The 22,749-nt window shown below is 68.1% G+C and carries 20 protein-coding genes; 12 read left to right on the plus strand and 8 right to left on the minus strand.

Annotation, left to right across the window (positions count from 1 at the left end; translation table 11 throughout):
- The first annotated feature begins 202 nt into the window (after positions 1-202).
- The 3 genes from MHN80_RS07805 to MHN80_RS07815 are packed head-to-tail and all read left to right on the plus strand — an operon-like array spanning position 203 to position 3,763.
- On the plus strand, positions 203-1,381 hold the full coding sequence (locus tag MHN80_RS07805) for a nitrate ABC transporter substrate-binding protein (RefSeq protein WP_239400699.1): 1,179 nt from the start codon (positions 203-205) through the stop codon (positions 1,379-1,381).
- Between the two features lie 46 nt (positions 1,382-1,427).
- Positions 1,428-2,432 carry an isopenicillin N synthase family oxygenase gene (locus MHN80_RS07810; RefSeq protein ID WP_239400701.1) on the plus strand — a complete coding sequence of 335 codons (1,005 nt, stop codon included), beginning with the start codon at positions 1,428-1,430 and terminating at the stop codon, positions 2,430-2,432.
- Entirely contained in the window at positions 2,432-3,763 is a 1,332-nt protein-coding gene (locus MHN80_RS07815) for an amidohydrolase family protein (protein WP_239400703.1), read from the plus strand. The genes MHN80_RS07810 and MHN80_RS07815 overlap by 1 nt, the downstream gene beginning before the upstream one ends.
- Positions 3,764-3,871: 108 nt before the next feature.
- Here MHN80_RS07815 and MHN80_RS07820 read toward each other — a convergent pair whose 3' ends face one another.
- On the minus strand, positions 3,872-4,780 hold the full coding sequence (locus MHN80_RS07820; RefSeq protein WP_239400705.1) for a MazG family protein: 909 nt from the start codon (positions 4,778-4,780) through the stop codon (positions 3,872-3,874).
- Entirely contained in the window at positions 4,777-8,361 is a 3,585-nt protein-coding gene (gene mfd, locus MHN80_RS07825; protein ID WP_239400707.1) for a transcription-repair coupling factor, read from the minus strand. The genes MHN80_RS07820 and mfd overlap by 4 nt, the downstream gene beginning before the upstream one ends.
- 90 nt (positions 8,362-8,451) lie before the next feature.
- Here mfd and MHN80_RS07830 point away from each other — a divergent pair, with 90 nt between their 5' ends.
- On the plus strand, positions 8,452-9,027 hold the full coding sequence (locus tag MHN80_RS07830) for a GNAT family N-acetyltransferase (RefSeq protein WP_239400709.1): 576 nt from the start codon (positions 8,452-8,454) through the stop codon (positions 9,025-9,027).
- A 37-nt stretch (positions 9,028-9,064) separates the two neighbouring features.
- Here MHN80_RS07830 and MHN80_RS07835 read toward each other — a convergent pair whose 3' ends face one another.
- Positions 9,065-10,648 (minus strand): cation:proton antiporter family protein, encoded by a 1,584-nt coding sequence (locus MHN80_RS07835; protein ID WP_239400711.1) that lies wholly within the window; start codon positions 10,646-10,648, stop codon positions 9,065-9,067.
- Between the two features lie 113 nt (positions 10,649-10,761).
- Positions 10,762-11,463, minus strand: coding sequence for a TetR/AcrR family transcriptional regulator (locus MHN80_RS07840; protein ID WP_239400713.1), 702 nt, complete (start codon positions 11,461-11,463; stop codon positions 10,762-10,764).
- A 99-nt stretch (positions 11,464-11,562) separates the two neighbouring features.
- Between MHN80_RS07840 and MHN80_RS07845 the strand changes: the two genes are divergently transcribed.
- Together MHN80_RS07845 and MHN80_RS07850 are read left to right on the plus strand one after the other, a co-directional pair.
- Positions 11,563-12,183, plus strand: a complete 621-nt coding sequence (locus MHN80_RS07845) for a hypothetical protein (RefSeq protein WP_239400715.1) — start codon at positions 11,563-11,565, stop codon at positions 12,181-12,183.
- Entirely contained in the window at positions 12,180-13,397 is a 1,218-nt protein-coding gene (locus MHN80_RS07850; protein WP_239400717.1) for a PrsW family intramembrane metalloprotease, read from the plus strand. Before MHN80_RS07845 ends, MHN80_RS07850 begins: the two co-directional genes overlap by 4 nt.
- Here the strand turns inward: MHN80_RS07850 and MHN80_RS07855 are convergent.
- Complete coding sequence (locus MHN80_RS07855) at positions 13,391-14,041, minus strand: vitamin K epoxide reductase family protein (RefSeq protein ID WP_004022654.1); 651 nt, start codon at positions 14,039-14,041, stop codon at positions 13,391-13,393. The two genes, MHN80_RS07850 and MHN80_RS07855, sit on opposite strands and share 7 nt — an antisense overlap.
- Before the next feature lie 135 nt (positions 14,042-14,176).
- On the opposite strand from MHN80_RS07855, the gene MHN80_RS07860 reads away from it, so the two are divergent.
- From MHN80_RS07860 to MHN80_RS07875, 4 genes are all read left to right on the plus strand, one after another.
- Entirely contained in the window at positions 14,177-14,821 is a 645-nt protein-coding gene (locus tag MHN80_RS07860; protein WP_004022653.1) for an ABC transporter permease, read from the plus strand.
- The gene (locus MHN80_RS07865) at positions 14,818-16,149 is read left to right on the plus strand and encodes an ATP-binding cassette domain-containing protein (protein WP_239400719.1); all 1,332 of its coding nucleotides are present in this window, start codon (positions 14,818-14,820) and stop codon (positions 16,147-16,149) included. Before MHN80_RS07860 ends, MHN80_RS07865 begins: the two co-directional genes overlap by 4 nt.
- Positions 16,146-16,964, plus strand: coding sequence for an ABC transporter permease (locus MHN80_RS07870; protein ID WP_004022651.1), 819 nt, complete (start codon positions 16,146-16,148; stop codon positions 16,962-16,964). Before MHN80_RS07865 ends, MHN80_RS07870 begins: the two co-directional genes overlap by 4 nt.
- 65 nt (positions 16,965-17,029) lie before the next feature.
- Positions 17,030-17,965, plus strand: coding sequence for a glycine betaine ABC transporter substrate-binding protein (locus tag MHN80_RS07875; RefSeq protein ID WP_373278302.1), 936 nt, complete (start codon positions 17,030-17,032; stop codon positions 17,963-17,965).
- 79 nt (positions 17,966-18,044) lie between these two features.
- Here MHN80_RS07875 and MHN80_RS07880 read toward each other — a convergent pair whose 3' ends face one another.
- From MHN80_RS07880 to MHN80_RS07890, 3 genes are all read right to left on the minus strand, one after another.
- Positions 18,045-18,554, minus strand: coding sequence for a pyridoxamine 5'-phosphate oxidase family protein (locus MHN80_RS07880; protein ID WP_239400721.1), 510 nt, complete (start codon positions 18,552-18,554; stop codon positions 18,045-18,047).
- 76 nt (positions 18,555-18,630) lie between these two features.
- Positions 18,631-18,825 carry a hypothetical protein gene (locus MHN80_RS07885; protein WP_033203652.1) on the minus strand — a complete coding sequence of 65 codons (195 nt, stop codon included), beginning with the start codon at positions 18,823-18,825 and terminating at the stop codon, positions 18,631-18,633.
- Positions 18,826-18,835: 10 nt separating this feature from the next.
- Positions 18,836-19,966 carry an LLM class flavin-dependent oxidoreductase gene (locus MHN80_RS07890; protein WP_239400723.1) on the minus strand — a complete coding sequence of 377 codons (1,131 nt, stop codon included), beginning with the start codon at positions 19,964-19,966 and terminating at the stop codon, positions 18,836-18,838.
- Between the two features lie 185 nt (positions 19,967-20,151).
- Here MHN80_RS07890 and MHN80_RS07895 point away from each other — a divergent pair, with 185 nt between their 5' ends.
- Entirely contained in the window at positions 20,152-21,324 is a 1,173-nt protein-coding gene (locus MHN80_RS07895; RefSeq protein WP_239400725.1) for an LLM class flavin-dependent oxidoreductase, read from the plus strand.
- Positions 21,321-22,661 carry an NtaA/DmoA family FMN-dependent monooxygenase gene (locus MHN80_RS07900; RefSeq protein WP_239400727.1) on the plus strand — a complete coding sequence of 447 codons (1,341 nt, stop codon included), beginning with the start codon at positions 21,321-21,323 and terminating at the stop codon, positions 22,659-22,661. Before MHN80_RS07895 ends, MHN80_RS07900 begins: the two co-directional genes overlap by 4 nt.
- Positions 22,662-22,749 lie beyond the last annotated feature (88 nt).

Consider the following 22,749-nt stretch of genomic DNA (forward strand, 5'->3'; position numbering starts at 1 on the left):
ACACTGCGTCACCGGCAACGGGGAACCAACCCCATCACCGAATCTATCCAACGACATAAGTCCAGTTCAGGAGTATTTACCGACGGATTCATGTCGATGAGACCGCGCCTCGTCCCGGCTGGCGGAATCCGAATCGGCCGCCTAGCTTCACATGTAGATCGCGAATGTGTCGCGAACGTCCGGCCTGAGTCCAGGAGATCCCATGACTTCTCACCCACCGTCCCGTACCAACGCCTCGCGTCTGGCCGTGGCCACGGCGGCGACCCTCTGCGCGGCCGTTCTGGCCGGATGCTCGAGCTCGGGGTCCGACGACACCGCGGCGTCGAGCCTGCCGCCGGCGCCCGCCGAATACTCCCTTGCCGGAACCTGTCCCGACAACGTCGTGATCCAACTGCAGTGGCAACCGCAGTCCGACATGGCCGGGGTCATCGGACTCCTCGGCCCGGGGTACACCGTCGACACCGACAACAAGTCGGTCTCCGGGCCGCTCGCCTTCGATGGCCTGGACACCGGTGTCGACATCACCTTGCGCGCAGGCGGTCCCGCGATCGGATTCCAGTCGGTCCCCTCCGCGATGTACTCCGACGACTCCATCCACCTCGGCCTCGTCCACGGCGACCAGATGATTTCCGCGGCCAGAGATCAACGTGTCGTCGGAGTGACGCCGTTGCTGCAGTACAACCCGTCGATCATCATGTGGGACCCCGCATCCCACCCGGACGTCACGACGATCGCCGACATCGGCAGATCCGACGCCAGCGTGGTGGTCTCGAAGGATCAGATCTTCCCGCAGTGGCTGGTGGCGAAGGGACTGCTCGATCAGAGTCAGCTCGACACCAGCTACGACGGTGCACCGGCCCGCTTCGTCGGCGACCCGTCCATCACCCAGCAGGGATTCGCCAACTCCGAGCCCTACACCTACGAGAACGAGACCCCGTCGTGGAACAAGCCGGTCGCCTACGCGATGGTGAAAGACGCCGGGTACGACGTGTATGCGTCGAACGTCTCGGTACGCGCGGATGACGTCGCGGAGATGTCGCCGTGCCTGGCGAAGCTGGTCCCGATGATCCAGCAGACCGGTAAGGACTATGTGGCCGCGCCGGAATCGATCAACGCGACCATCGTCGACTGGGTGTCCCAGGACGTCTCTTTCACCCCCTATTCGGCCGGCGAGGCGGCGTACTCGGCGGGGCTGCTCAAGGATCGCGCGGTCATCGCCCCGGGCACCGACGGTGTGTACGGCAGTTACGACATGGTCAAGGCACAGAACGTGATCAACGATCTCGTCCCGATCCTGAACGCCGGCGGCGCCGACCTCCCACCGTCGCTGCCCGCCGACCAGTTGTTCACGACCGAGTTCATCAGCGAACAGATCCGCTGACCCGACACGTCCGTTCCACCGTCTCCGACCACAGAAGAGATTCACGATGACCGAGACCACCCCACTGCACTCACCGGCCGACATGGCCGAGCTCGACCGCGAACGCCGGATGGGCGGGCTGGGCACCGAGACCACCGCCCGCGAGATTCGCCGCATCAGCCTTGCCGACCTCGACAACCGCCGCGACGAGATCGCCGATCAACTCTGGTCGGCCGCAACCGACATCGGCTTCTTCCAGGTCGTCGACCACGGCATCGACCTGGCCGCGGTGGACCACGCGTTCGACATGTCCGCCCGGTTCTTCGCACTCCCCCGTGAGGTGAAGGAGCAGTACCCGCTCAAGAAGGGTCAGAACGCCGGCTGGGAGTACCGCACCCAGGTCCGCCCGTCGATCGGAACCCCGGACCAGAAGGAGTCCTACCAGTTCACCCGCCCGCGCATGGAGGGTCTGTGGCCGAGTGAGGACGAGCTGGCCGGATTCCGCGCCACCATCGAGGAGTTCGAGCACCGGTGCTGGTCGCTGGCCATGACCCTGCTCAGCTGCTTCGCCGAGCGCCTCGGACTTGCCCACGACTTCTTCACCCGGGCGCACGACCCGTCGGCGGACACCTATCAGAGCACGCTGCGGCTACTGCACTACTATGCCTTCCCGGACGAGTTGATCGATTCCGAGAACAGCTGGCGCGCAGGCGCACACACCGATTTCGACGCCCTGACCCTACTCTTCCAGCGGTCCGGCCAGGGCGGCCTCCAGGTGCTTCCCGGAGCGGAGGCCGACGGCCAGGCCTGGACGTCGGTCGAGCCATCCGACGACGCCATCACCTGCAACATCGGCGACATGCTCATGCGCTGGTCCGACGACCGGTTGCCGTCGAACTTCCACCGGGTCCGGGCCCCACGACGAGGCGAGTACACCGGTCCGCGCTACACGCTCGCGTACTTCGCACAGGCGAACTCCGACGTGCTGATCAAGAGCGCCGGCGGCACCTACCCGCCGATCACCGCTGCCGACTATCTCGCCCAGCGCATCGCCGCGAACTTCGCGAAGTGATGGACGCACACCTCCCCGGGGCCGCCGATCCGACGGCGGCCCCGGCCTTCCGCGACGTCACCGTGTACACCGCGGGTCGATGGCAACCCCATTGCGACATCCACGTCACCGCGGGGGTCGTCACCTCGATCGAGTCGACCACCCGGGGAGCCGGGGGCACCGGCGGATTCGTGATCCCCGGCTTCGTGAACACCCACACCCACCTCCAACAGACCCTCATGCGAGGCGTCGCCGAATGCACGCCCCTGCTCGAGTGGTTGCTTGCGGTCGGCGAGGAATCGGTCGCGATCACCCCCGAGCGCGCCTACCTGGCCGCCGTGTCCGGGTGCCTGGAACTGTTGCGGTCGGGCACGACGACCGTCGTCGAACACATGTGGCCCCACCCCTCGGGCGAGGTCCACGACGCCGTCGTTCGAGCACTGCGCGACACCGGAATCCGCGCGATCCTCGGCCGCGGAGTCGCGGACCGAGCCGATCCGACTCGCAAGTGGGGATTCGAGCCGCGGCTGATGCAACCGCTCGGCGACGTTCTCGAGCACGTCGACCACCTCCGCAACGAGGTCGCCGGGTCTCGGATCTCGATGGCCCTGGCGGTACCCAATCCACGCTCGGTCACCGAGGCCGGGATGGGGACGATCCGCGAATTCGCCCGAGACCGCGGCCTGCCGGTGTCCATCCATCTTCTCGAGACACTCACCGACGAGCAGATGTGTCTGCAGCACACCGGATTCGGAGCCGTCGATCACCTCGACCAGAACGGCTTCCTGTGGGATCGGGTCCTCGCCGTCCACTGCGTCGAGCTCGACGACGCCGGCCGGCGAACCCTCGCGGCCCGAGGCGTGGCGGTGTCGCACAACCCGTTGTCGAACATGCGGCTGGGAAGCGGGGTGGCCCCGATACCGGCGATGCTGGAGCGCGGACTGGCCGTCGGGCTGGGTGTCGACGGCGCCGCGAGCAACGACACCCAGGACATGCTGGCGACCCTGCGTATCGCCGCCTACCTCCAGCGGGCCGTCCATCGGCGCGCCGACCTCCTCGGGTACGCCGAGATGCTCGACATCGCCTGCGGCGGTGCGAACTCCGCACTCGGCCTGCCGCCGGTTGCCGGTGGCGTGACGGTCGGGGTCCCCGCGGACCTCACGCTGCTGCGCTTCGACCGCGATTACGCCACACTGCCCGTCCGGGATCCCGGCGCATCGCTGCTCACCACCGGCTCGCGGTCCATCGTCGACACGGTGATGGTCGGCGGCGAGATCCTCGTCGAGGACGGACGCAACACCCGGATCGACGAGGCCGGGTTCACCGAGCAGCTGGCCGCGCTCGCCATCTGAAGCGAGAGCTGACCCGACGTCGACTGTGCAGCGAATTCCGTCGACTGAGCACCAGATTTCGTCGACTGTGCGCTCACCGTTCCTCGCTCGCAGCGTCTCGGCCCCCGCTCAGGCCGGGTTCTCGTCGAGCACGGCCGCCCACGCCTCCGGCGAGTCGAGAGTCATGCCCCGCTCGGCTGCGCGCTTCTCGGCTGCCCGGACATCGGACATCAACGCGAGCGCCCGATCTCGCGCCTGCGCCTCGACGCTGTCGTCGCCTGCGGTCACCGTCACGGTGAGGGTCTCCACCGGGATGGTGTCGACGGGATAGTGCGCCGCGGTGAGACGTTCGAGCACCTTCTGCAGCAGCGCGAGCGCGGGTTGGGTGATCGCCACCCCGTCGAGCACCGATCCGCGCCGCTTCTCGGCGGCCTTGCGTTCTTCCCACTCCCGGATCTGCGTCTCGAGATCCGAGTGCGCCCCGGACAGCACGCCGGGGGTGCGGCCCGAGACCTTGGCGGTGAAACTGCGGGCGACGTCGTCGATGTCGAACGGGGCGTCGGGATCGTCGGCGGCGATCCGCGCGTGGAACAGCACCTGCAGCAACAGGTCTCCGAGTTCTTCGCGGAGCTCGACGGGATCGCCGGCTTCGATCGCGTCGAGGAGTTCGTAGACCTCTTCGAGCAGGTAGCGGCGCAGCGAGTGGTGCGTCTGTGTGCTCTCCCATGGCCCGTTCCGCCTCAGGGTGTCCATCAGCGCCACGGACTCGAGCAGTGCCATGCCGGCGACCGTCTGCGCGGCGACGACCTCCTCCCCGCGCGCGATCCGGGACCGCACCAGTGGATGGTCGGGGTCGGTGCTGACGAGTACCGACTCCGATTCGTCCGGCGAGTCGTCGAAGACCGGCTCGACATGGTCGAACTCCCACAGCATCGCCGCGGGCACGTCCTCGGTGACCCGCACCGGTCCGGCGAGACTCTTACGCGCCCGGATGGGGATCAGGTCTGGCCGTGCCGGGTCCAGCAGCACCACCGTCACGCGACCGGCTCCGGCCGGAGCTGCGTGAGGAACGTCGTCAGATACTCGATCAGTTCGTCGTCGCGCAGACGCGCCGACCCGACGCCACCGGTGCGCGGGATCGGCAGGTTGACCACGGATGTCGTCGCGCGGTAGGTGGCCGACGAGTAGAGACGACGCAGGCGCACCTGCTCGCTGTCGAGGAGCGAGAGCGGCGAGATCTTGACGCCCTGACCGGCGAGACCGATCTCGGCGATCCCCCGCTCCCGGCACCGCAACCGCAGCCGGGCGATCGACGCGAGGCGCGTGGTCTCGACCGGCGGCGGACCGTAGCGGTCGTTGAGTTCGACGAGGACCGAATCGACTGCGGCGTCGTCGGTTGCCGACGCGAGTTTGCGGTACGCCTCGAGACGCAGGCGGTCGGAGTCCACGTACTCGACCGGGATGTGCGCATCGACGGGCAGATCGATGCGAACCTCACCCGTCTCACGGGATTCGACCGGCTTCCCGTCCGCGGCAGCGCGATACGCCTCCACCGCCTCGCCGACCAGACGGACGTAGAGATCGAAGCCGACACCGGCCACGTGCCCGGACTGCTCGGCGCCCAGCACGTTCCCGGCGCCGCGCAATTCGAGATCCTTCAGTGCCACCGCCATGCCCGCGCCCAACTCGTTGTTCTGCGCGATCGTCGCGAGCCGGTCGTACGCGGTCTCCGTCAGCGGCCGGTCCGGACTGTAGAGCAGGTACGCGTACCCGCGTTCACGACTACGGCCGACTCGACCGCGCAACTGGTGCAACTGCGAGAGACCGAGGTTCTCGGCGCGGTCGACGATCAGGGTGTTCGCGTTCGAGATGTCCAGGCCCGTCTCGATGATCGTCGTGCAGACCAGCACGTCGTATTCGCGATTCCAGAACCCCGAGACCGTTCGCTCGAGCTGATCTTCACCCATCTGCCCGTGTGCGACAACGACTCTCGCTTCCGGGACCATCGCCGCGATGTCCTTGGCCATCTTGTCGATGGTCGAGACGCGGTTGTGCACGTAGAACACCTGACCGTCGCGCAGCAGTTCTCGGCGGATGGCGGCGGCGACCTGTTTGGGCGCGTAGGCGCCGACGTAGGTCAGGACCGGATGCCGCTCCTCGGGCGGGGTGAGGATCGTCGACATCTCCCGGATGCCGGCCATCGACATCTCGAGTGTGCGCGGGATCGGGGTCGCCGACATCGTCAGCACGTCGACGTGGGTGCGCAGCGACTTGATGTGCTCCTTGTGCTCCACACCGAAGCGCTGCTCCTCGTCGACGATGACGAGTCCGAGGTCTTTCCAGACGATCCCGGTCTGCAGGAGGCGGTGGGTGCCGATGACGACATCCACCTCGCCCTTCGACATCGCCTGGGTGATCTCGCGGGATTCCTTGGCGTCGGTGAACCGCGACAGTCCGCGCACCCGCACCGGGAACCCGCTCATCCGTTCGGTGAAGGTCTGCAGATGTTGTTGCGCCAGAATCGTCGTCGGGACGAGGACGGCGACCTGCTTGCCGTCCTGCACCGCCTTGAACGCGGCGCGGACCGCGATCTCGGTCTTGCCGTAGCCGACGTCGCCGACCACGACGCGGTCCATCGGGACCGCACGCTCCATGTCGGCCTTGACCTCGGCGATGACCGTGAGCTGATCCACGGTCTCGGTGAAGTCGAAGGCGTCCTCCATCTCCTGCTGCCACGGGGTGTCGGGACCGAACGCGTGTCCGGGCGCGGCGTGGCGGGCGGCATAGAGTTGGACGAGCTCACCGGCGATCTCACGAACGGCCTTGCGCGCCTTGCGCTTCGTGTTCTGCCAGTCCGATCCGCCGAGCTTCGACAGCGACGGCTGCTCGCCGCCGACATAGCGGGAGAGCTGGTCGAGCGCATCCATCGGGACATACAACCGGTCGGCCGGTTGCCCACGTTTGCTCGAGGCGTACTCCAGCACGAGGTACTCACGCCGGGCACCGGACACGGTCCGTTCGATCATCTCGACGAACTTGCCGATGCCGTGCTGGTCGTGCACCACGAGGTCGCCCGCGGCCAGGGCGAGCGGATCGACCTGGTTGCGCCGCTTGGCCGGCAGCCGCCTGCCGTCCCGGACGTTGGCGACCCGCGTACCGGTGAGGTCGGCCTCGGCCACGACCACGAGTCCCGCATCGGGACAGACGATCCCGGCGCGCAGCGGGGCGCAGAACACGGTGACCTCACCGGGCTGCGGACGATGCCCGGGGTCGGCGATCACATGCGGCACCTCGGCGTCGGACAGCCGCTCCCCGACGCGCTGGGCAGTGCCCTTGCCCGCCACCACGATCGCTGCGGTCTTGCCGTCGGACACGTGTGCGCGCAACTGCGCGAACGTCGCCGCGATCTCCTGCTCGTCACCGCGCGGCGCGGGGCCGGGCGCGAGATCGAGTTCGAGTTCGTCACCGCTGCCGGTCGCCAGCGGACTCAGCGTCCACCAGGGACGGCCGGCGGCGAGCGTCGCCTTCCGCACCTCGTCGAGCGGGCGGTACGCGCTGGCCTGCAGATCGATGCCGAGGCCCGCCGAGGACCTGCCGTCGATCGGCGCCCCGGCACCCATGGCGGCCGCGGTCCACGACGCCTCGAGGAACTCCGCCCCCGTCTTCGACAGATCCGATGCACGGGTCCGCACCTTCTCCGGGTCCAGGATGAGCACCCGGGTGCCGTCCGGGATCACCTCGGTCAGCAACTGCATGCCACCGTCGACGAGCGCGGGGATCAGGGCCTCCATCCCCTCGACCGGAATGCCCTCGGCGAGCTTGCCGAGCATCTCGGCGAGGGTCGGGTCGTCGGCGTTGCTCGCCGCCAGATCGCCGGCGCGCGTGCGGACCTTCTCGGTCAGGAGCAGCTCACGGCAGGGGTGGATCCGGACCTCGCTGGTCTCGACCTCCGGCTGACTGCGCTGGTCGGCGACCGAGAACGCGCGCATCTCGGTGATCTCGTCGCCCCAGAACTCCACGCGGACCGGATGGTCGGCCGCCGTGGTCGGGAACACGTCGAGTATGCCGCCGCGCACCGCGAATTCGCCGCGGCGCCCGACCATGTCGACGCGCTCGTAGGCCATCTCGACGAGCTGGGACAGCAGCGCGTCGAAGTCGATCTCGATGCCCTCGCGCAAGGTCACCGTCGCGACGTCGCCGAGCCCGGGGGCCATCGGCTGGACCAGAGAGCGAACGGTGGTCACGACGACCCGCAACGGGTTGTCACCCGGGTTGGCGAGGCGGTGCAACACGGCGAGCCGCTGGCCCACGGTGTCCGCACTCGGGGACAACCGCTCGTGCGGCAGTGTCTCCCACGACGGGAACTGCGCGACGGCGTCGGCGTCGTCGAGGAGTTCGGCGAGCTCGGCGGTCAGATCGTCGGCCTCCCGGCCGTTGGCCGACACGACGAGGAGCGGGGACTCGGCACCGGCGACCAGGCACGAGACGAGGAACGGCCGCGCCGCGTCGGGTGCGGTGATGTCCAGCCGACGCTCGTTCCGGTGCGTGTGCACCTCGCGGAAGGACTTGTCCGCACACGCGAGCGCGGCCAGACCGGACAGAGCAGACTGCGTCGACACTCCGTCGATTCTATGGGTCGACGATCCGCCGGTCCCCGCCCGGTCAGCAGGAGTTCTCGCGGTCGGTGCCGCTGTCCTACCCTCGTCGGCATGAGCGAGCGCGTACCCGAGGCACCCGCGACCCCCATCCGGGTCACCGACGCGACGATCGACGACTGCGACGCCATCGCCGACATCTACGCCCACTACGTGCAGAACACCGTCGCGACCTTCGACTATCTGGTCCCGTCCCTGTCCCAGTGGCATGCCAAACACGCCGCGATCACGGCCGCGGGGCGGCCCTTCGTGGTCGCACGAGCCGTCGACGACGGGGTCGAGCGAGTCGTCGGCTACGCCTATCTCGGGACCTTCCGGACGATGCCGGCCTACGACCTGTCGACCGAGGACTCCATCTACGTGCGGCCCGGTCAGGGCGGGCGCGGGGTCGGAACCGCGCTCATGGCGGCGTTGCTCGAGCGGGCGAATCCGGACAACGTCCGCCAGATCGTCGCGGTGATCGCCGCGACGGGCGGTGACGGGTCGATCGCACTGCACCGGCGGTTCGGATTCGCCGAGGTGGGCCGTCTACGCGCCATCGGTCACAAGGCCGAGCAGTGGATCGACTGTGTCTACATGCAGAAGGACCTGTGGCCGGGCGGCGACGCTCCCGACGGCGCGGACGGCTGACGACCGGAAACACCGGCGCGGAGGTTCGCCACGGACGTCACCGTTCCAGGCCGGCGGCCTCGGCCGCCGCGTCGGCGAGCCCGACGCCGGTGCCCTCGTAGATGTGGAACGCCACGTCGGCGCCGCGGAGGAGCAGTTCGTCGCGTTCGTCGTCGTATTGCGCGACGACGGCGATCGTCCCGGTGACGCCGAGTTCCTCGATCCGTTCCAGCGCCACCAGATTCGAGCCGTGGAAGGGCATCGCCAGGACAAGCAGTTCGAGCTCGTGGACGCCGACCGCACGGTCCCAGAAGTCGGTCTCGGTGGCGTCGGCGTCGAGCACCCGGACGCCGCGTCCGGCGAGTTCGCTCGCCTTCAGCGGATCGTTCTCCACACCGATCACCGGAAGGCCGTACTCGTCGACGAGCCGCTCGTACACCGAGTGCCCGACGCGGCCCATGCCGAGGACGAGCACCCGCGCCGGCGCCAGCACGATCGGCGCGTCGTCGGGGTGTCTCCGGGCCGCGGCCGTGGTCGGGACGAACGCCGACAACCGGTTCACCAGGCCGGAACCGCGGCGATTGAGCAGGGACGAGAACACGAAGCTTCCCGCCACAGCCACCGATGTCACGACCAGCCAGTCCTCGCCGATGACCCCCGCTCCCACCCCGGTCGCGATCACGATCAGCCCGAACTCCGAGAAGTTGGCCAACGCGAGTCCGGTCAGGATCGACGTCCGCCGACGCAGGCCGAACAGGGCAAGGACGAGTGTGTACACCGCCCCCTCGAACGGCAGCAGGACGATCAGGAGCAGGCCGAGCAGAACCGTTTCGGTCGTGGGGGTGACATGCAGCCCGATCGACACGAAGAAGCCGACCAGGAGCAGTTCACGGAGCCCGAACAACGTGCGCGACAACTCCCCCGCGCGAGGATGCGACGCCAGCAGGACGCCGACGACCATCGCACCGAAATCGCCCTTCACCCCGACGGATTCGAAGAGCCAGTAACCGGGCACGAGGGCCATCACGATCCCGAACAGCGTCTGCAACTCGCCGTGGCCGAGGGTGTTCCAGAGCCTGCGGACGATCCACGCGCCGGGTATCAACAGCACGAGGGCCAGCGCCCAGGCGCTGGGCGGTTCGCCCTGCATCGCGGTCAGATAGACGACGGCGACGATGTCCTGGAGGACCAGGACACCGATGGCGATCCGGCCGTAGAGGGAATGCGACTCCGAGCGCTCGTCGAGCACCTGGACGACGAACACCGTACTCGAGAACGACAGCGCAAACCCCAACAGCGCGAGCGTCTCCCAGCCCTCGCCGGCGAGCATGGGCACCCCGACCGCACCCAGGATGCCGAGGAAGCCCGTCGTGAGACCGAGGATGACGAGGAGGTTCACCCCGGTGGTGACGACCACCTCCCGCCGGAGCAGCATCCGCACGTCGAGCTTGAGTCCGATCGTGAACAGCAGGATCGTGACGCCCAGTTCGGCCATCGTGTCGACGATCGGCAGTTCGTCGATTCCCGGGGCGTGCAAGATGAATCCGGCGGCGAGGTAGCCGACCAGCGTCGGCAGACGTGCCGCGCGCGCGAGGAAACCGCATCCGAAGATGACGACCAGGTAGATCCCGACGGTCTCCATCTCCGGAGTCTCAGCGGAGGGCGGGGTTCGGCCGGTCGGCACCGGGGGTCGACATCAGGGTGATCCTTCCGGCCGGGGGGACGCAGAGTGAATCAACCATAGTTGCGCGTCGGTCAGGCGTCGTCGACCCTCGTCCGCTTCAGCGATTCCACGTAGTCAGGCCCGACCAGAGTGGGATCCGGGTCGAGCCGCGTCAGCCCGTTCCAGCACAGGTTGACCAGGTGAGCGGCCACGACCTCCTTCGACGGCTCGCGGACATCGAGCCACCACTGCGCGGTGACCGACACCATCCCGACGAGCGCCTGGGCGTAGAGCGGGGCGAGTGTGGGATCGAAACCGCGTCGTTCGAAGTCGTTGGCGAGGATGTGCTCGACCTGGCTGATCGCATCGTTCAGGAGACTCGAATACGTGGCCGTCTCGTCGGTGCTGGCGGTGCTGTCGCCGCGGACCAGGATGCGGAAGCCGTCCGTGCGCTCCTCCATGTACGTCAGCAGCGCGAGCGCCACCTGCTGGATGCGGTAGAGCGAACGGTTCTTCGAGAGCGACGAGGTGACCATCTCGAGCAGGGTCTCCATCTCGCGGTCCACGACGACCGCATACAGCCCCTCCTTGCCGCCGAAGTGCTCGTACACGATCGGCTTCGAGACGCCGGCCCGCTGCGCGATCTCCTCGATCGACGTGCCCTCGAAACCGCGCTCGGCGAACAGACCCCGAGCGACTTCGATGAGCTGCAATCGCCGCTGCGCGCCCGTCATCCTCGCCCGGGGCGCGCGCTGCACCTCGGCCGAACCCTCCGTCGGACGCCCGATTGCCATGTGCTCAGAGTAGGTCACGCCTTCGGCCCCGGCGCCGCGAGACGCCTCGACGCGTCAGCCGTGACAGAGTGTCTGACGAGCCGCCAAAGAGAGGACGCCGTGCGTCACACCCATCACGGTCAGCACCAGAAGCGGGTGCCGGTCGAGCACCGCATACTCGGCCTGGATCGACGAACGCTACCGCCTGCCCTCGTCGTCCTGGCGGTCTTCGTGATCCTGACGGTGATCGTGCCGCGCATCGACGCCGCCATCGCCTGGGACGACCCGGTACGTGCGGGCGAGGAACTCGCGCTCACGAAGGACATCGTGTTCACCCCTGCGACCGGGTGGGACGTCGAAGCCGGATTCCGCGCCGGCAGCAGCAGGTCCGGCGATGCGACTCTCGCCGATGCCGGCGTCACCATCGACATCTCGTCCGCAGCCTTCGACGGTGATCCCGACGAGCTGCTCGACCAGGTGGAGAAGGTGACGTCCCGGACCACGGATCCGACCTTCCGTGTCGACGGCGACCGCGCCACCCTCACCACGACGAGCGGCCACACCGGCGTCATCCAGGGCTACAGCAGCCTCACCGGAGACGGTGTGGTCGCCGCGTTCGTCGTCGGCCCCACCGGGGTCGAGGTCAGGGCCTACGGCCCACCCGCCCAGATGGCCGAGGCCGTCGACACCGTCCGCAGCATGACGACCAGCATCCGCACCGTCGAGGAGGACCGAGGATGAGCACCGTCGACGAGACCGAGAGCCCCGCCCGGCGCCGGCGCGACGAGGCCATCGCACTCTCCGGCTGGGGCGAACAATTCACACTCGTCCAGCCGCACAATCTCTGCTTCTGGGTGTACGTCGCACTCACCGTTCTAGGGGCCTGGCGGGCCTGGAACTACTTCGCGCCCGAAGCCGGGTTCTACGCCGGCGGCTTCACGGTGGGCGCCATCCTCTGCGGGTTGTGCGGGCTCGCCTGGTTCGCGTGGTTCCGACACATCGACCGGTGGGAGCGTCAACCCGGACGGCTCGTCGCGGCCGCGATCCTGTGGGGCGCCGTGCCCGCGACGTTCGCCTTCGCGCTGACGGTCAACACGGCGATGCTGGGCATCTACCCCAAGCTCTTCGGCCAGGAGTGGAGCGCGAACTGGGCTGCCGGCGCCACCGCGCCGATCACCGAGGAAGCAGCGAAACTGTGCGGCTTCATCCTCCTCATGGGTCTGGCGCCCCGCCTGATCCGCACCGCCAACGACGGTCTCGTCGTCGGTGCGTTCATCGGACTCGGGTTCGCGATCTTCGAGGACTTCCTGTATGCCGCCAACGCGACCTCGCGGGCCTTCGGAACCGACCCGATCGGCAACGCGGTGCAGATGTCCGCGGTCCGGATCGCCGTCAGTTTCGCCTCCCACCCGCTGTTCAGCGCGCTCGTGTGCGCGGGCGCCATCTACCTCATCGGTACCATGGCCCAACCCCGGCGGATCGGTCGCGGCGTGGCGTTCGTGGCCACCGGGATGTTCCTCCACTTCACCTGGGACGATGCAAGCGGGCTCGGCTTCGGGGTCCCGGCCGTGACGTTCCTCGTCATGACCGTCTCGATCGTCCTCGGCTTCACGGTTCTGACGGTCGCTTTCCGGCGAGCCGCACCCCGCGAGCACCAATTCGTCCGCGACATACTCGCCCCTGAGGTCGAAGCCGGGACGGTGACCGCCGCAGAGATCGACGGTGTCCTGGACAAGCAGGCGCGCAAGGCCTTTGCGAAGTCGGCACCCGACCGCCGTTCGCGCAGGGCCCGACGCCACCTACGACGAGCGGTCCTCGACCTCGCTCACGACGTCGCCGAATACCGCGACGAGGACTCCGATGCCGTCCGGCACTCCCGTTCGGAGGTCGAACGGCTGCGCACCGCGGCTCGAGTCGGAACCGGCCACGACACCACGCCCCCACCGACTCAGTAGAGACTCGACCAGTACGACCAGAACCGGACCGCGATCAGCACGATCACGAGGCCGACGCCCACGACGAGGATCGGGGCGTGATTGCGCGCGAGAACCAGCGCGAGGCGCGAACGCGAGGTGAGACCACTCGCATGCGCGTTGCGCACACTGACGAAGACGAAGATCGGCAGGGTGACCGCCCACACCACCATGCAGTAGGGGCACAACGCCCCGATCGAGTACAGGCTCGAGTAGATGAGCCACCCGATGAACACCATGGCGGCGGTGACCCCGACCTGCAGCCCCGCCCAGTACCACCCCGCGAGGCGGGCCCCGGCCAGCAGCGCCATCCCGGTCGTGACCGCGACCGCGAAACCGGCGATGCCGAGCAACGGGTTCGGGAAGCCGAAGAGCGCCGCCTGCGGCTCGGCCATCACCGAACCGCAGCTCAGCACGGGATTGAAGTTGCAGGACGGCACGTAGTCGGGGTCGGCGGCCAGTTCGAACCGTTCCACGGTCAGCACGAACGCGGCGACGAACCCGATGGCCCCGCCGACACTCAGCAGCCAGGCGACGATTCGCGTCCACGAACGCACGGCCTCGGCCAGGTGGGCCCGGTCGTCGTCGGGCCCGGCCTCCGAACTGGTCAGCGCACTGTCACTCACCCGTCCAGGATGGCACCGCTTCGGGCGGACTTCGACCCTGGACGCGCGAAAGTCACACTGGATCGGTCCAAATGTCGGCAGTCTCGTTGTTCCGTGCGTAATGTCGAGCCAGACACCGGGGATGGGACACCGACAGTGCAATTGTGGGATTACCTCAGCGAGAACGCACGATCACTCACTTTTCTGACCTATCAGCACGCGTCGCTGTCGTTCCAGACAGTGCTCGTCGGTACGGCCGTGGCCATCCTCATCGCCGCCGTCGTCTACCGGCTCCCCCTGGCGAGCGCGCTGACGCTGACGTCGAGCCGTGTGGCGCTGACCATTCCGTCGCTGGCACTGCTCGCACTGCTGATCGTGCCCTTCGGACTCGGTGTGACGCCGTCGTTTCTGATGCTCGCGTTCTTCGCCACGCTGCCGGTCATCGGCAACGCGGTGGTCGGACTACGCTCCGTGCCGCCGTCCGTCGTCGAATCCGCCCGCGGGATCGGGCTTTCGAGGTGGCGGATCCTGCTCACCGTCGAGCTGCCGATCGCCTGGCCGGTGATCCTGACCGGTATCCGGGTGTCGACGCAGATGATCGTCGGTGTCGCGGCGATCGTCGCCTACGTTCTCGGCCCCGGCCTGGGATCGCTCATCTTCAACGGGCTTTCCCGCCTGGGCGGCGCCAATGCTCTCGAAATGGCCCTTGCCGGAACGATTCTGATCGTCATCATCGCCCTCGTCTTCGACGCTCTGCTGGTTCTGCTCGGCCGACTCACCATCTCCAAGGGACTCTCATGACCGACTCCGCCATCTCGCCCGCGCCGAACGGCGACAACCGCAGCGTCACCGGCGAGTCCATCCGGCTCGACGGTGTGGTGAAGCGCTACCGCGGCACCACGACCCCGGCCGTCGCACGCCTCGACCTCGAGATCGACGCCGGCGACATCGTCGCCTTCGTCGGCCCGTCCGGATGCGGCAAGACGACGACCCTGAAGATGATCAACCGGCTCATCGAACCCACCGAGGGTCGCATCTACATCGGCGGGCGCGACGTCACCGCGGAGAACCCGGACAAGCTACGTCAGTCCATCGGCTACGTCATCCAGTCCGGGGGGCTCTTCCCGCACTGGTCGGTGAGCAAGAACATCGGCGCCATCCCCCGAATCCTCAACTGGGACAAGAAGCGCATCGCCGAACGCACCGAGTACCTGCTCGACCTCGTCGGTCTCGACGCCGCCACCTTCGCCGACCGGCTCCCCAAGGACATGTCCGGCGGCCAGCAACAGCGCGTGGGCGTCGCCCGCGCCCTCGCCGCCGACCCGCCGGTCCTCCTGATGGACGAGCCGTTCGGCGCCGTCGACCCGATCACCCGGGCTCGTTTGCAGGACAAGCTGATCGCGATCCAGCACGAGCTGGCCAAGACCATCGTCATCGTCACCCACGATTTCGAGGAGGCGACCAAACTCGGCGACAAGGTGCTGATCCTCTCCGAGGGCGGCCACATCGAGCAGTTCGCTCCCCCGGAGGAGATCCTCGCCAATCCGGCGAGCCCCTTCGTCGAGGAGTTCGTGGGTTCGGGCGCCACCCTCGCCCACCTGACGCTGACCCGCGTCCGCGACGTCGACTTCCGCGAGGTCGTCACCGCCCAGGTGGGGGAAGCCTCCGGCGCCGTGGTGTCGCGCGCGAAGGCGGCCGGCGAGGACTGGGTCGCCGTGGTCGATCAGCACGGCCGCCCACGCGCCTGGCCGTCGGTCGAGGAGATCCGCGCCAAGCCGGAGGTCTCGGACTACCTCGATCACCGGCTGCCCGTCGTCGCCAAGTCCTCGACGCTGAACGACGCCCTCGACTCGATGCTCGCGACCAGTCAGGGCGGCGTGCTCGTGACCGACGGGCGCGGCGCGGTCGTCGGCGCCCTGAACATCGCGTCGGTGATGGAAGCGATCCGCGGACAACTCGCGACCGTCCGCGACGACGACGATCACGGCGGCTACCTCGACCACGCCGAGGGATCAGCACCCGTCGAGACGCCGGTCGTCGCCGCCGACGACGAACCCGGCTTCGAGGACACCGATCCCGGCACCGGAACCGCCGTGGTCGGCGCTCCCGAGACGAGCGCCGACCGGTGACGGGTTTCATCGCCGAAGAGGCGAGGATCACTGAGACCGCGAAACCGCCTGCGCCGGAATCTGTCCCGAAGGGATTTCGACGCCGTCTCGCCCGCATCCCGATCGACGTCTGGTTCGAGCCGCTGGTGATCGTGGTCGTCGGCGTCGGTTTCGTCATCTGGTACGCGAACACGACGTTCACCACCACGGAGAGCGCGTCGATGTCGTGGCCCGCGCTGCGCGCCACCATCCTCGATCACATCCAGCTGACGCTCGTCGCGACGATCATCGTCGTCCTGATCGCCATTCCGCTGGGCATCGCGCTCACCCGGCCGTCCCTCCGGTGGCTGAACCCCATCGCCGTCAACATCGCCAACATCGGGCAGGCGGCGCCGGCGATCGGCCTGCTGGTGCTCTTCACCTTCTGGCTCGGCACCGGTTTCACCACCGCCATCGTCGGTCTGGTCGTCTACGCGGTGCTCCCGATCCTGCAGAACACCATCGTCGGACTGCGGCAGGTCGACCAGCGGACGGTCGAGGCCTCCCGGGGCATCGGTCTGTCGGCCGTCCGGACCCTCGTCCAGGTCGAACTCCCCCTCGCCGTACCCGTCATCCTGAACGGGGTGCGGACCGCGCTGGTCATCCTCGTCGGTACCGCCACCCTCAGCACGTTCATCGGCGCGAACAGCCTGGGCACGCTCATCACCACCGGCATCACGCTGTTCCTGCCCAAGCTGCTGGTGTCGGGCGCGATCCTGGTCGCCCTGCTCGCCATGACGATCGACTGGCTCGGTCGCCTCGTCGAACTCGCCGCCACACCACGGGGGATCGCATGATGGCTCGGTCACGCCTGTCCCGCTCGCGCGCACTCACTCTCCTGGCCGCGTCGGCCGCCCTGGTGATGACACTGTCGGCGTGCGGGCTGGTCAGTTCGTCCGGAACCTTCCGTCCCGCCTCCCTTCCCGGCGGCGAACGTCCGCTCGAAGGGACGTCGATCGCGGTGACGTCGAAGAACTTCACCGAACAGGTCCTGCTCGGCAAGATCACCGCAACCTACCTGGCTGCAGCCGGGGCCGACGTCGACGACCTGACCAACGCGCCTGGTTCGATGTCGTCGCGACAGGCGGTCCTCAACGGCGACGCCGACATCGTCTGGGAGTACACCGGCACGGCGTGGCAGACCTACCTCGGCGAGACCGAGACGATCTCCGACCCGCAACAGCTCTACGAACGCGTCCGGGACGCCGAACGCGCCAACGGCGTCGAGTGGCTGCCGCCGTCGAACTTCAACAACACCTACGCGTTCGCGGCTTCCTCGCCCACCGCCAAGAGGCTGAACGTCCGCACGATGTCCGACATCGCCAAGCTGCCCGAGTCCGAGCGGACGTTCTGCATCAACGACGAGTTCCTCTCGCGCGCCGACGGTTTCATCCCGATGCTGGAGGCCTACGACATCCCGCTCGGCGCCCCGGGAGGCGTGCCCAAGGGCAACGTGACCACCATGGATTCCGGTGTCGTCTACACCTCGACCGCACGCAGCGAACCCTGCAACTTCGGCATGGTGTACTCCACCGACGGCCGCATCAAGAACCTCGATCTCGTCGTCCTGGAGGACGACCGTAAATTCTTCCTCCCCTACAGTGGGTGCGTCGTCGTCAACACCGGCCTCAACGAGGCCAATCCGGAGATCGCCGAACTCATGGCGCCGGTCTCGGCCAAGCTGACCGATCCGCTCATGCAGGAACTGAACGGGCTCATCGACATCGACGGGGCCGACCCGTCCGACGTCGCGTACAACTGGCTCAAGGACGAGGGGTTCATCGTCCCGGTGGACTGACCGTCGACCGTGCGTCCATATCCGTTGACTGTGCGTCCCACGTTCGACCGGCGCACAGTCAATGATTTTCGACGCACGGTCAACGAGACGGGTTCGGGGCGTACACCGTCATCCAGTGCGGGTGCAATCGGAAGTAGATGACTTCGACGTCCCAGTCGAAGGCGTCGTCACCGTAGATCTTCTTGAAGTGCGCCACCAACTCGGGCCAGTCATCGGCGCGAGGACCGTCCAGCGGGTTGAGGATCTCGACCGTCCCGTGCGTGAACACGCCGAGTTCTTCGCCCTGGATGTGCGCGGCGCTGGCGGCCGGGCGTGTCTGGAGGTGCCGGGCCTTCGCGGCCGTGCGCGCGGTCCCGAAGACCCACTTGCCGTGGAGGAAATGACCGTCGACGGCACTGATCCGCGGTTCACCCGATGCGGTCACCGTCGAGAGCGCCAGCACTCGCATACCGGTCAGGACTTCGGTCAATCGGGTTGCGTCGACGGTGTTCTCGGTATTGATGATGGAACGGAGGTGGTCGGTCGATCGGGACAGGGACGCGTCGAGAAGCGTCTGGAGGTCGCGGAGTTCGTCCGGGGTCTCGTACATGGTGAGAGTTCCTCGTGGCCGTTCACCGGCGACGACCGTCGTCGCCGAGGAACCCCATGGTGCCACCGGAAGCCGGCTACGAGGGCTGTTCGCGGCCGACCGTTCTTGCTGTCTGGAGCGGCAGACCCAGTGGCGGCGCCTCGGGATGCAGAGCCGCGCCGGCGGCGAGGAGGTCGACGTCGACACGGCGTCCGATGCCCGCACATACGGCGTTCAACGACGCCAGCACGCCCGCGCGCCTCCCGAAACCCGCTGTCGCGAAACCGGTCACGTCACTGCCCTCACAATCCCCACGCGGTGGCGAGCAATTCGTGCGAGATCAATCGATGGTCGAAGTCGTGCGTGACGCTGGTGACCAACAACTCGTCGGCGCCGGTCACCCGGGCGAGTGTCCGCAGACCGTCCACGACGGTCTCGGGATCACCGACGAACTGGGTGCGTACCCGATCGTCGACGAGAACGCGCGCACCGTCGTCGAGGGGACGTGCCGTATCCGGGTCCGGATACGGTTGCGCGCCTGCGCCGCTCCGGATGCCGTGCACCCAGTGTCCGTAGGTGGACGCGCGGTGACGTGCGGTCGGCTCGTCCTCGGCGACAACGACATCCGCGGATACGACGACATAGGGTTCGGCCAGGACCGACGACGGGCGGAAGGCGCTGCGATACGCCTCGACGGCCTCGAGGACCGTGCTCGGGCTGACGTGATAGTTGGCCACGAACGGCAGGCCACGCGCCCCCGCGGTCTGGGAACTCTGCCCCTTGCTGCTCCCGAAGATCCAGATCGCCACGTCCGCGCCGCGTCCGGGCACAGCGGTCAGTGCAACGTCGTGGTGAACGAAGTCGCCGGACAAGAGTGCGAGGACGTCGCCGACGGCGTCGTCGAAGTCCGGCGGTGACGCACCGTCGAACTGCGACGCCTCGAACGCGGCGACGACCCGCGGTGCGTTCAGGACCGACTCGACGGGGAACGGCGTCGGGATGAGCAGGCCGTCGATGATCTCGTCGGGCTGTCGGGGTGCCGGCTCGCGGGGTGCCGGTTGCGGGTCTGCGGTCGACAACTCGGTGCGACGTTGAGCGGACCGGCCGAGACCGAGGTCCAGCCGACCGGGGTACAACGCGTCGATCGTCCCGAATGCCTCCACGATCGACACCGGGGTGTGCAGTCCGCTCTGTACCGCCGCCGGCCCCACCCGGATGGACTCGGTCGCGCCGGCGATCAGCCCGATGAGGGTGGTCGTCGAACTGGCGACCGCGACGAAGTGATGCTCGGCGAGCCAGAACCGCCGGTATCCCAGGCGTTCGGCGTGCTGGGCCAGCGTGACGCTGCGACGCACTGCCGTCGCGGCGTCACTCCCCTCGGTGACCGGCGCGAGGTCGAGCACCGACAGCGGTATCGGTTCCTTGTCTGTCATGCCTCTCCCTGACCGTCTCGAGTCCTCCGCCGAACACGCCTCATCCTGATCACCGAAGCGTGGTCGGCGGCAGATCGGAAGGGTTTGACCCACCACGATCCGATGACCGGGTCCCGGAATCCCCGGTTTCCCGCCACCGTTCGAGACGGGGACAGACATCCACGACACGACTGAGGGAGGACTCGATGGCCGAACACGTGCATGTTGCCGTGGCGCTCGACGGTTCGGGGTCGCATCCGGGTACGTGGCGCGCGCCCGGGGCCCAGCCACACACCCTGACGACGGCGGCATACTGGCAGCGACTGATCGCAGAGGCCGAAACCGGGTTGCTCGACTTCGTCACCTTCGCGGATTCGTTTGCCCTGCACCGCGTGCGCCCGCGTACCGACCGGGCGACCGGTGGACTCGACTCGGTACTGCTCGCCTCCCGTCTCGCACCCACGACCCGCTCGATCGGGCTGATCCCGACGGCGACGGTCACCCACACCGAGCCGTTCCACGTCTCCAAGGCGATCGCGACTCTCGACTACGTCAGCAACGGCCGTGCCGGAGTCGTCCTGCGCACCACCGCGGACCCAGCCGAGGCCGCTCTGTTCGGCAGGCGGAGTTTCCCCGACGACCCGGCGGTGCTCGCCGACCTCGCGTCCGAGGCGCTGGATGTCGCGACCGTGCTCGGACTGCTCTGGGACTCGTGGGAGGACGACGCCGAGATCCGCGACGTCGCGACCGGCCGCTTCATCGACCGAGACAAGCTGCACTACATCGACTTCGCCGGGGACCATTTCTCGGTGCGGGGCCCCGCCATCACCCCGCGCCCGCCGCAGGGGCGGCCGGTCGTCGCCGCGACCGGCGCACATCCCACCGACCTACAGGTGATCGGGCGGGGTGCCGATGTCGGGTTCATCAGCCCCCGCGATGTCGACGACGCCGTGCGCGCGGTGGACGCCGTGGGTGCCGCCCATTCGGACGCCGGTCGTGAGATCGACGATCCCGCACTGTTGTTCGTCGACCTGTCCGTGGTGCTGGCCGCATCGGACGAGGAGGCGGAAGGGCGTCGGGCTCAACTGGACGACTGGGCCGGTGAACCGTTCACACCCGACAGTGCTGCGTTCACCGGTACACCGACCGGACTCGCCGACGAGATCGAACGCTGGGCGGCGGTGGCGGGAATCAGCGGTATCCGGCTGCACCCGGCCGCCTTGTCCGAGGACCTACGCGCGATCACGCAAGGGCTCGTACCGGAACTGCAACGCCGCAACCTCTTTCGTTCCGGATACACCGAGTCGACGCTGCGCGGACACCTCGGCCTCGACCGCCCGTCCAACCGATTCGCCACTGGAAAGGCCGGTGTCGCATGACCAAGCAGGTGCATCTCGCCGCACACTTCCCCGGGGTCAACAACACCACGGTGTGGAGCGACCCGGCGTCGGGCAGCCAGATCGAGTTCGACTCATTCGTCCATCTCGCCCAGACCGCCGAGCGCGGGAAGTTCGACTTCTTCTTCCTCGCCGAAGGCCTGCGACTCCGCGAGCAGAACGGGCTGATCTACGACCTCGACGTGGTCGGGCGACCGGACACGTTCACCGTCCTGTCCGCCCTGGCCGCGGTGACCACCCACCTCGGCCTGACCGGCACCATCAACTCGACCTTCAACGAACCCGTCGACGTCGCACGGCAATTCGCCACCCTCGACCATCTGTCCGCCGGACGCGCGGCCTGGAATGTGGTGACCTCGTGGGACGAGTTCACCGGCGAGAACTTCCGTCGCGGGGGCTATCTGCCCGAGGACCAGCGCTATGCACGCGCCAAGGAATTCCTCACCGCCGCGGCGACGCTGTGGGACTCGTGGCGCGACGATGACGTGCTCGCCGACACCTCGAGCGGCCGATTCCTGGCTCGTGAGGATGCCGGCGAATTCGACTTCACGAGTTCGCAATTCGACATCCACGGGCACTTTCCGACCCCTCGTCCGCCGCAGGGTAGGCCGGTCATCTTCCAGGCCGGGGACTCCGATGAGGGACGGGAGTTCGCGGCCGCGACCGCCGACGCCATCTTCTCCCGGCACGCCACCTACGACGCGGGCCGAGCCTTCTACGCCGACGTCAAGCGGCGGCTCGCCTCCCACGGCCGGCGTCCCGAGGAACTCCTGGTGCTGCCCGCCGCCACGTTCGTCGTCGGCGACACCGACGCGCAGGCCGCCGAACTCGCCCACGAGGTGCGCCTGCAGCAGGTCAGCGGGCAGACTGCGATCAAGTTCTTGGAGCAGTTGTGGAACCGCGATCTCTCCGCCCACGACCCCGACGGCTCGCTCCCGCAGGAGGATCCGGTCCCGGGCGAGAACACGGTCGCGAAGGGACGAGCGAGCGTGCGTATGCACCGCGACCCGGTCGCCGTCGCCCGCGAGTGGCGCGACCTCGCCGAGGCGAAGAACCTGACGACGCGTGAACTCATCATCGAGGTCACCGGCCGCCAGTCATTCGTCGGCTCGCCGCTGACCGTCGCGCACACGATCAACGACTTCGTGCAGGCCGACGTCGCGGACGGCTTCATCCTCGTGCCCCACATCGTGCCCGGCGGGCTCGACCGGTTCGTCGACGAGGTGGTGCCGGTCCTGCAAGAACTCGGCGTGTATCGCACCGACTACGAGGGCACCACGCTGCGGGACAATCTGGGGCTGGCGCGACCGGCGGGCTGAGGTTCTCCGGCAGGAGGGCAATCGCCCGACCGCGCGCCGACTTCATGAAGGTCGTCGGGAGCAAGTCGGAGTGAGCGCTGCGCTTTCG

It is taken from the genome of Gordonia sp. McavH-238-E (genome assembly GCF_022348225.1).
Classification (GTDB): Bacteria; Actinomycetota; Actinomycetes; order Mycobacteriales; family Mycobacteriaceae; genus Gordonia; species Gordonia terrae.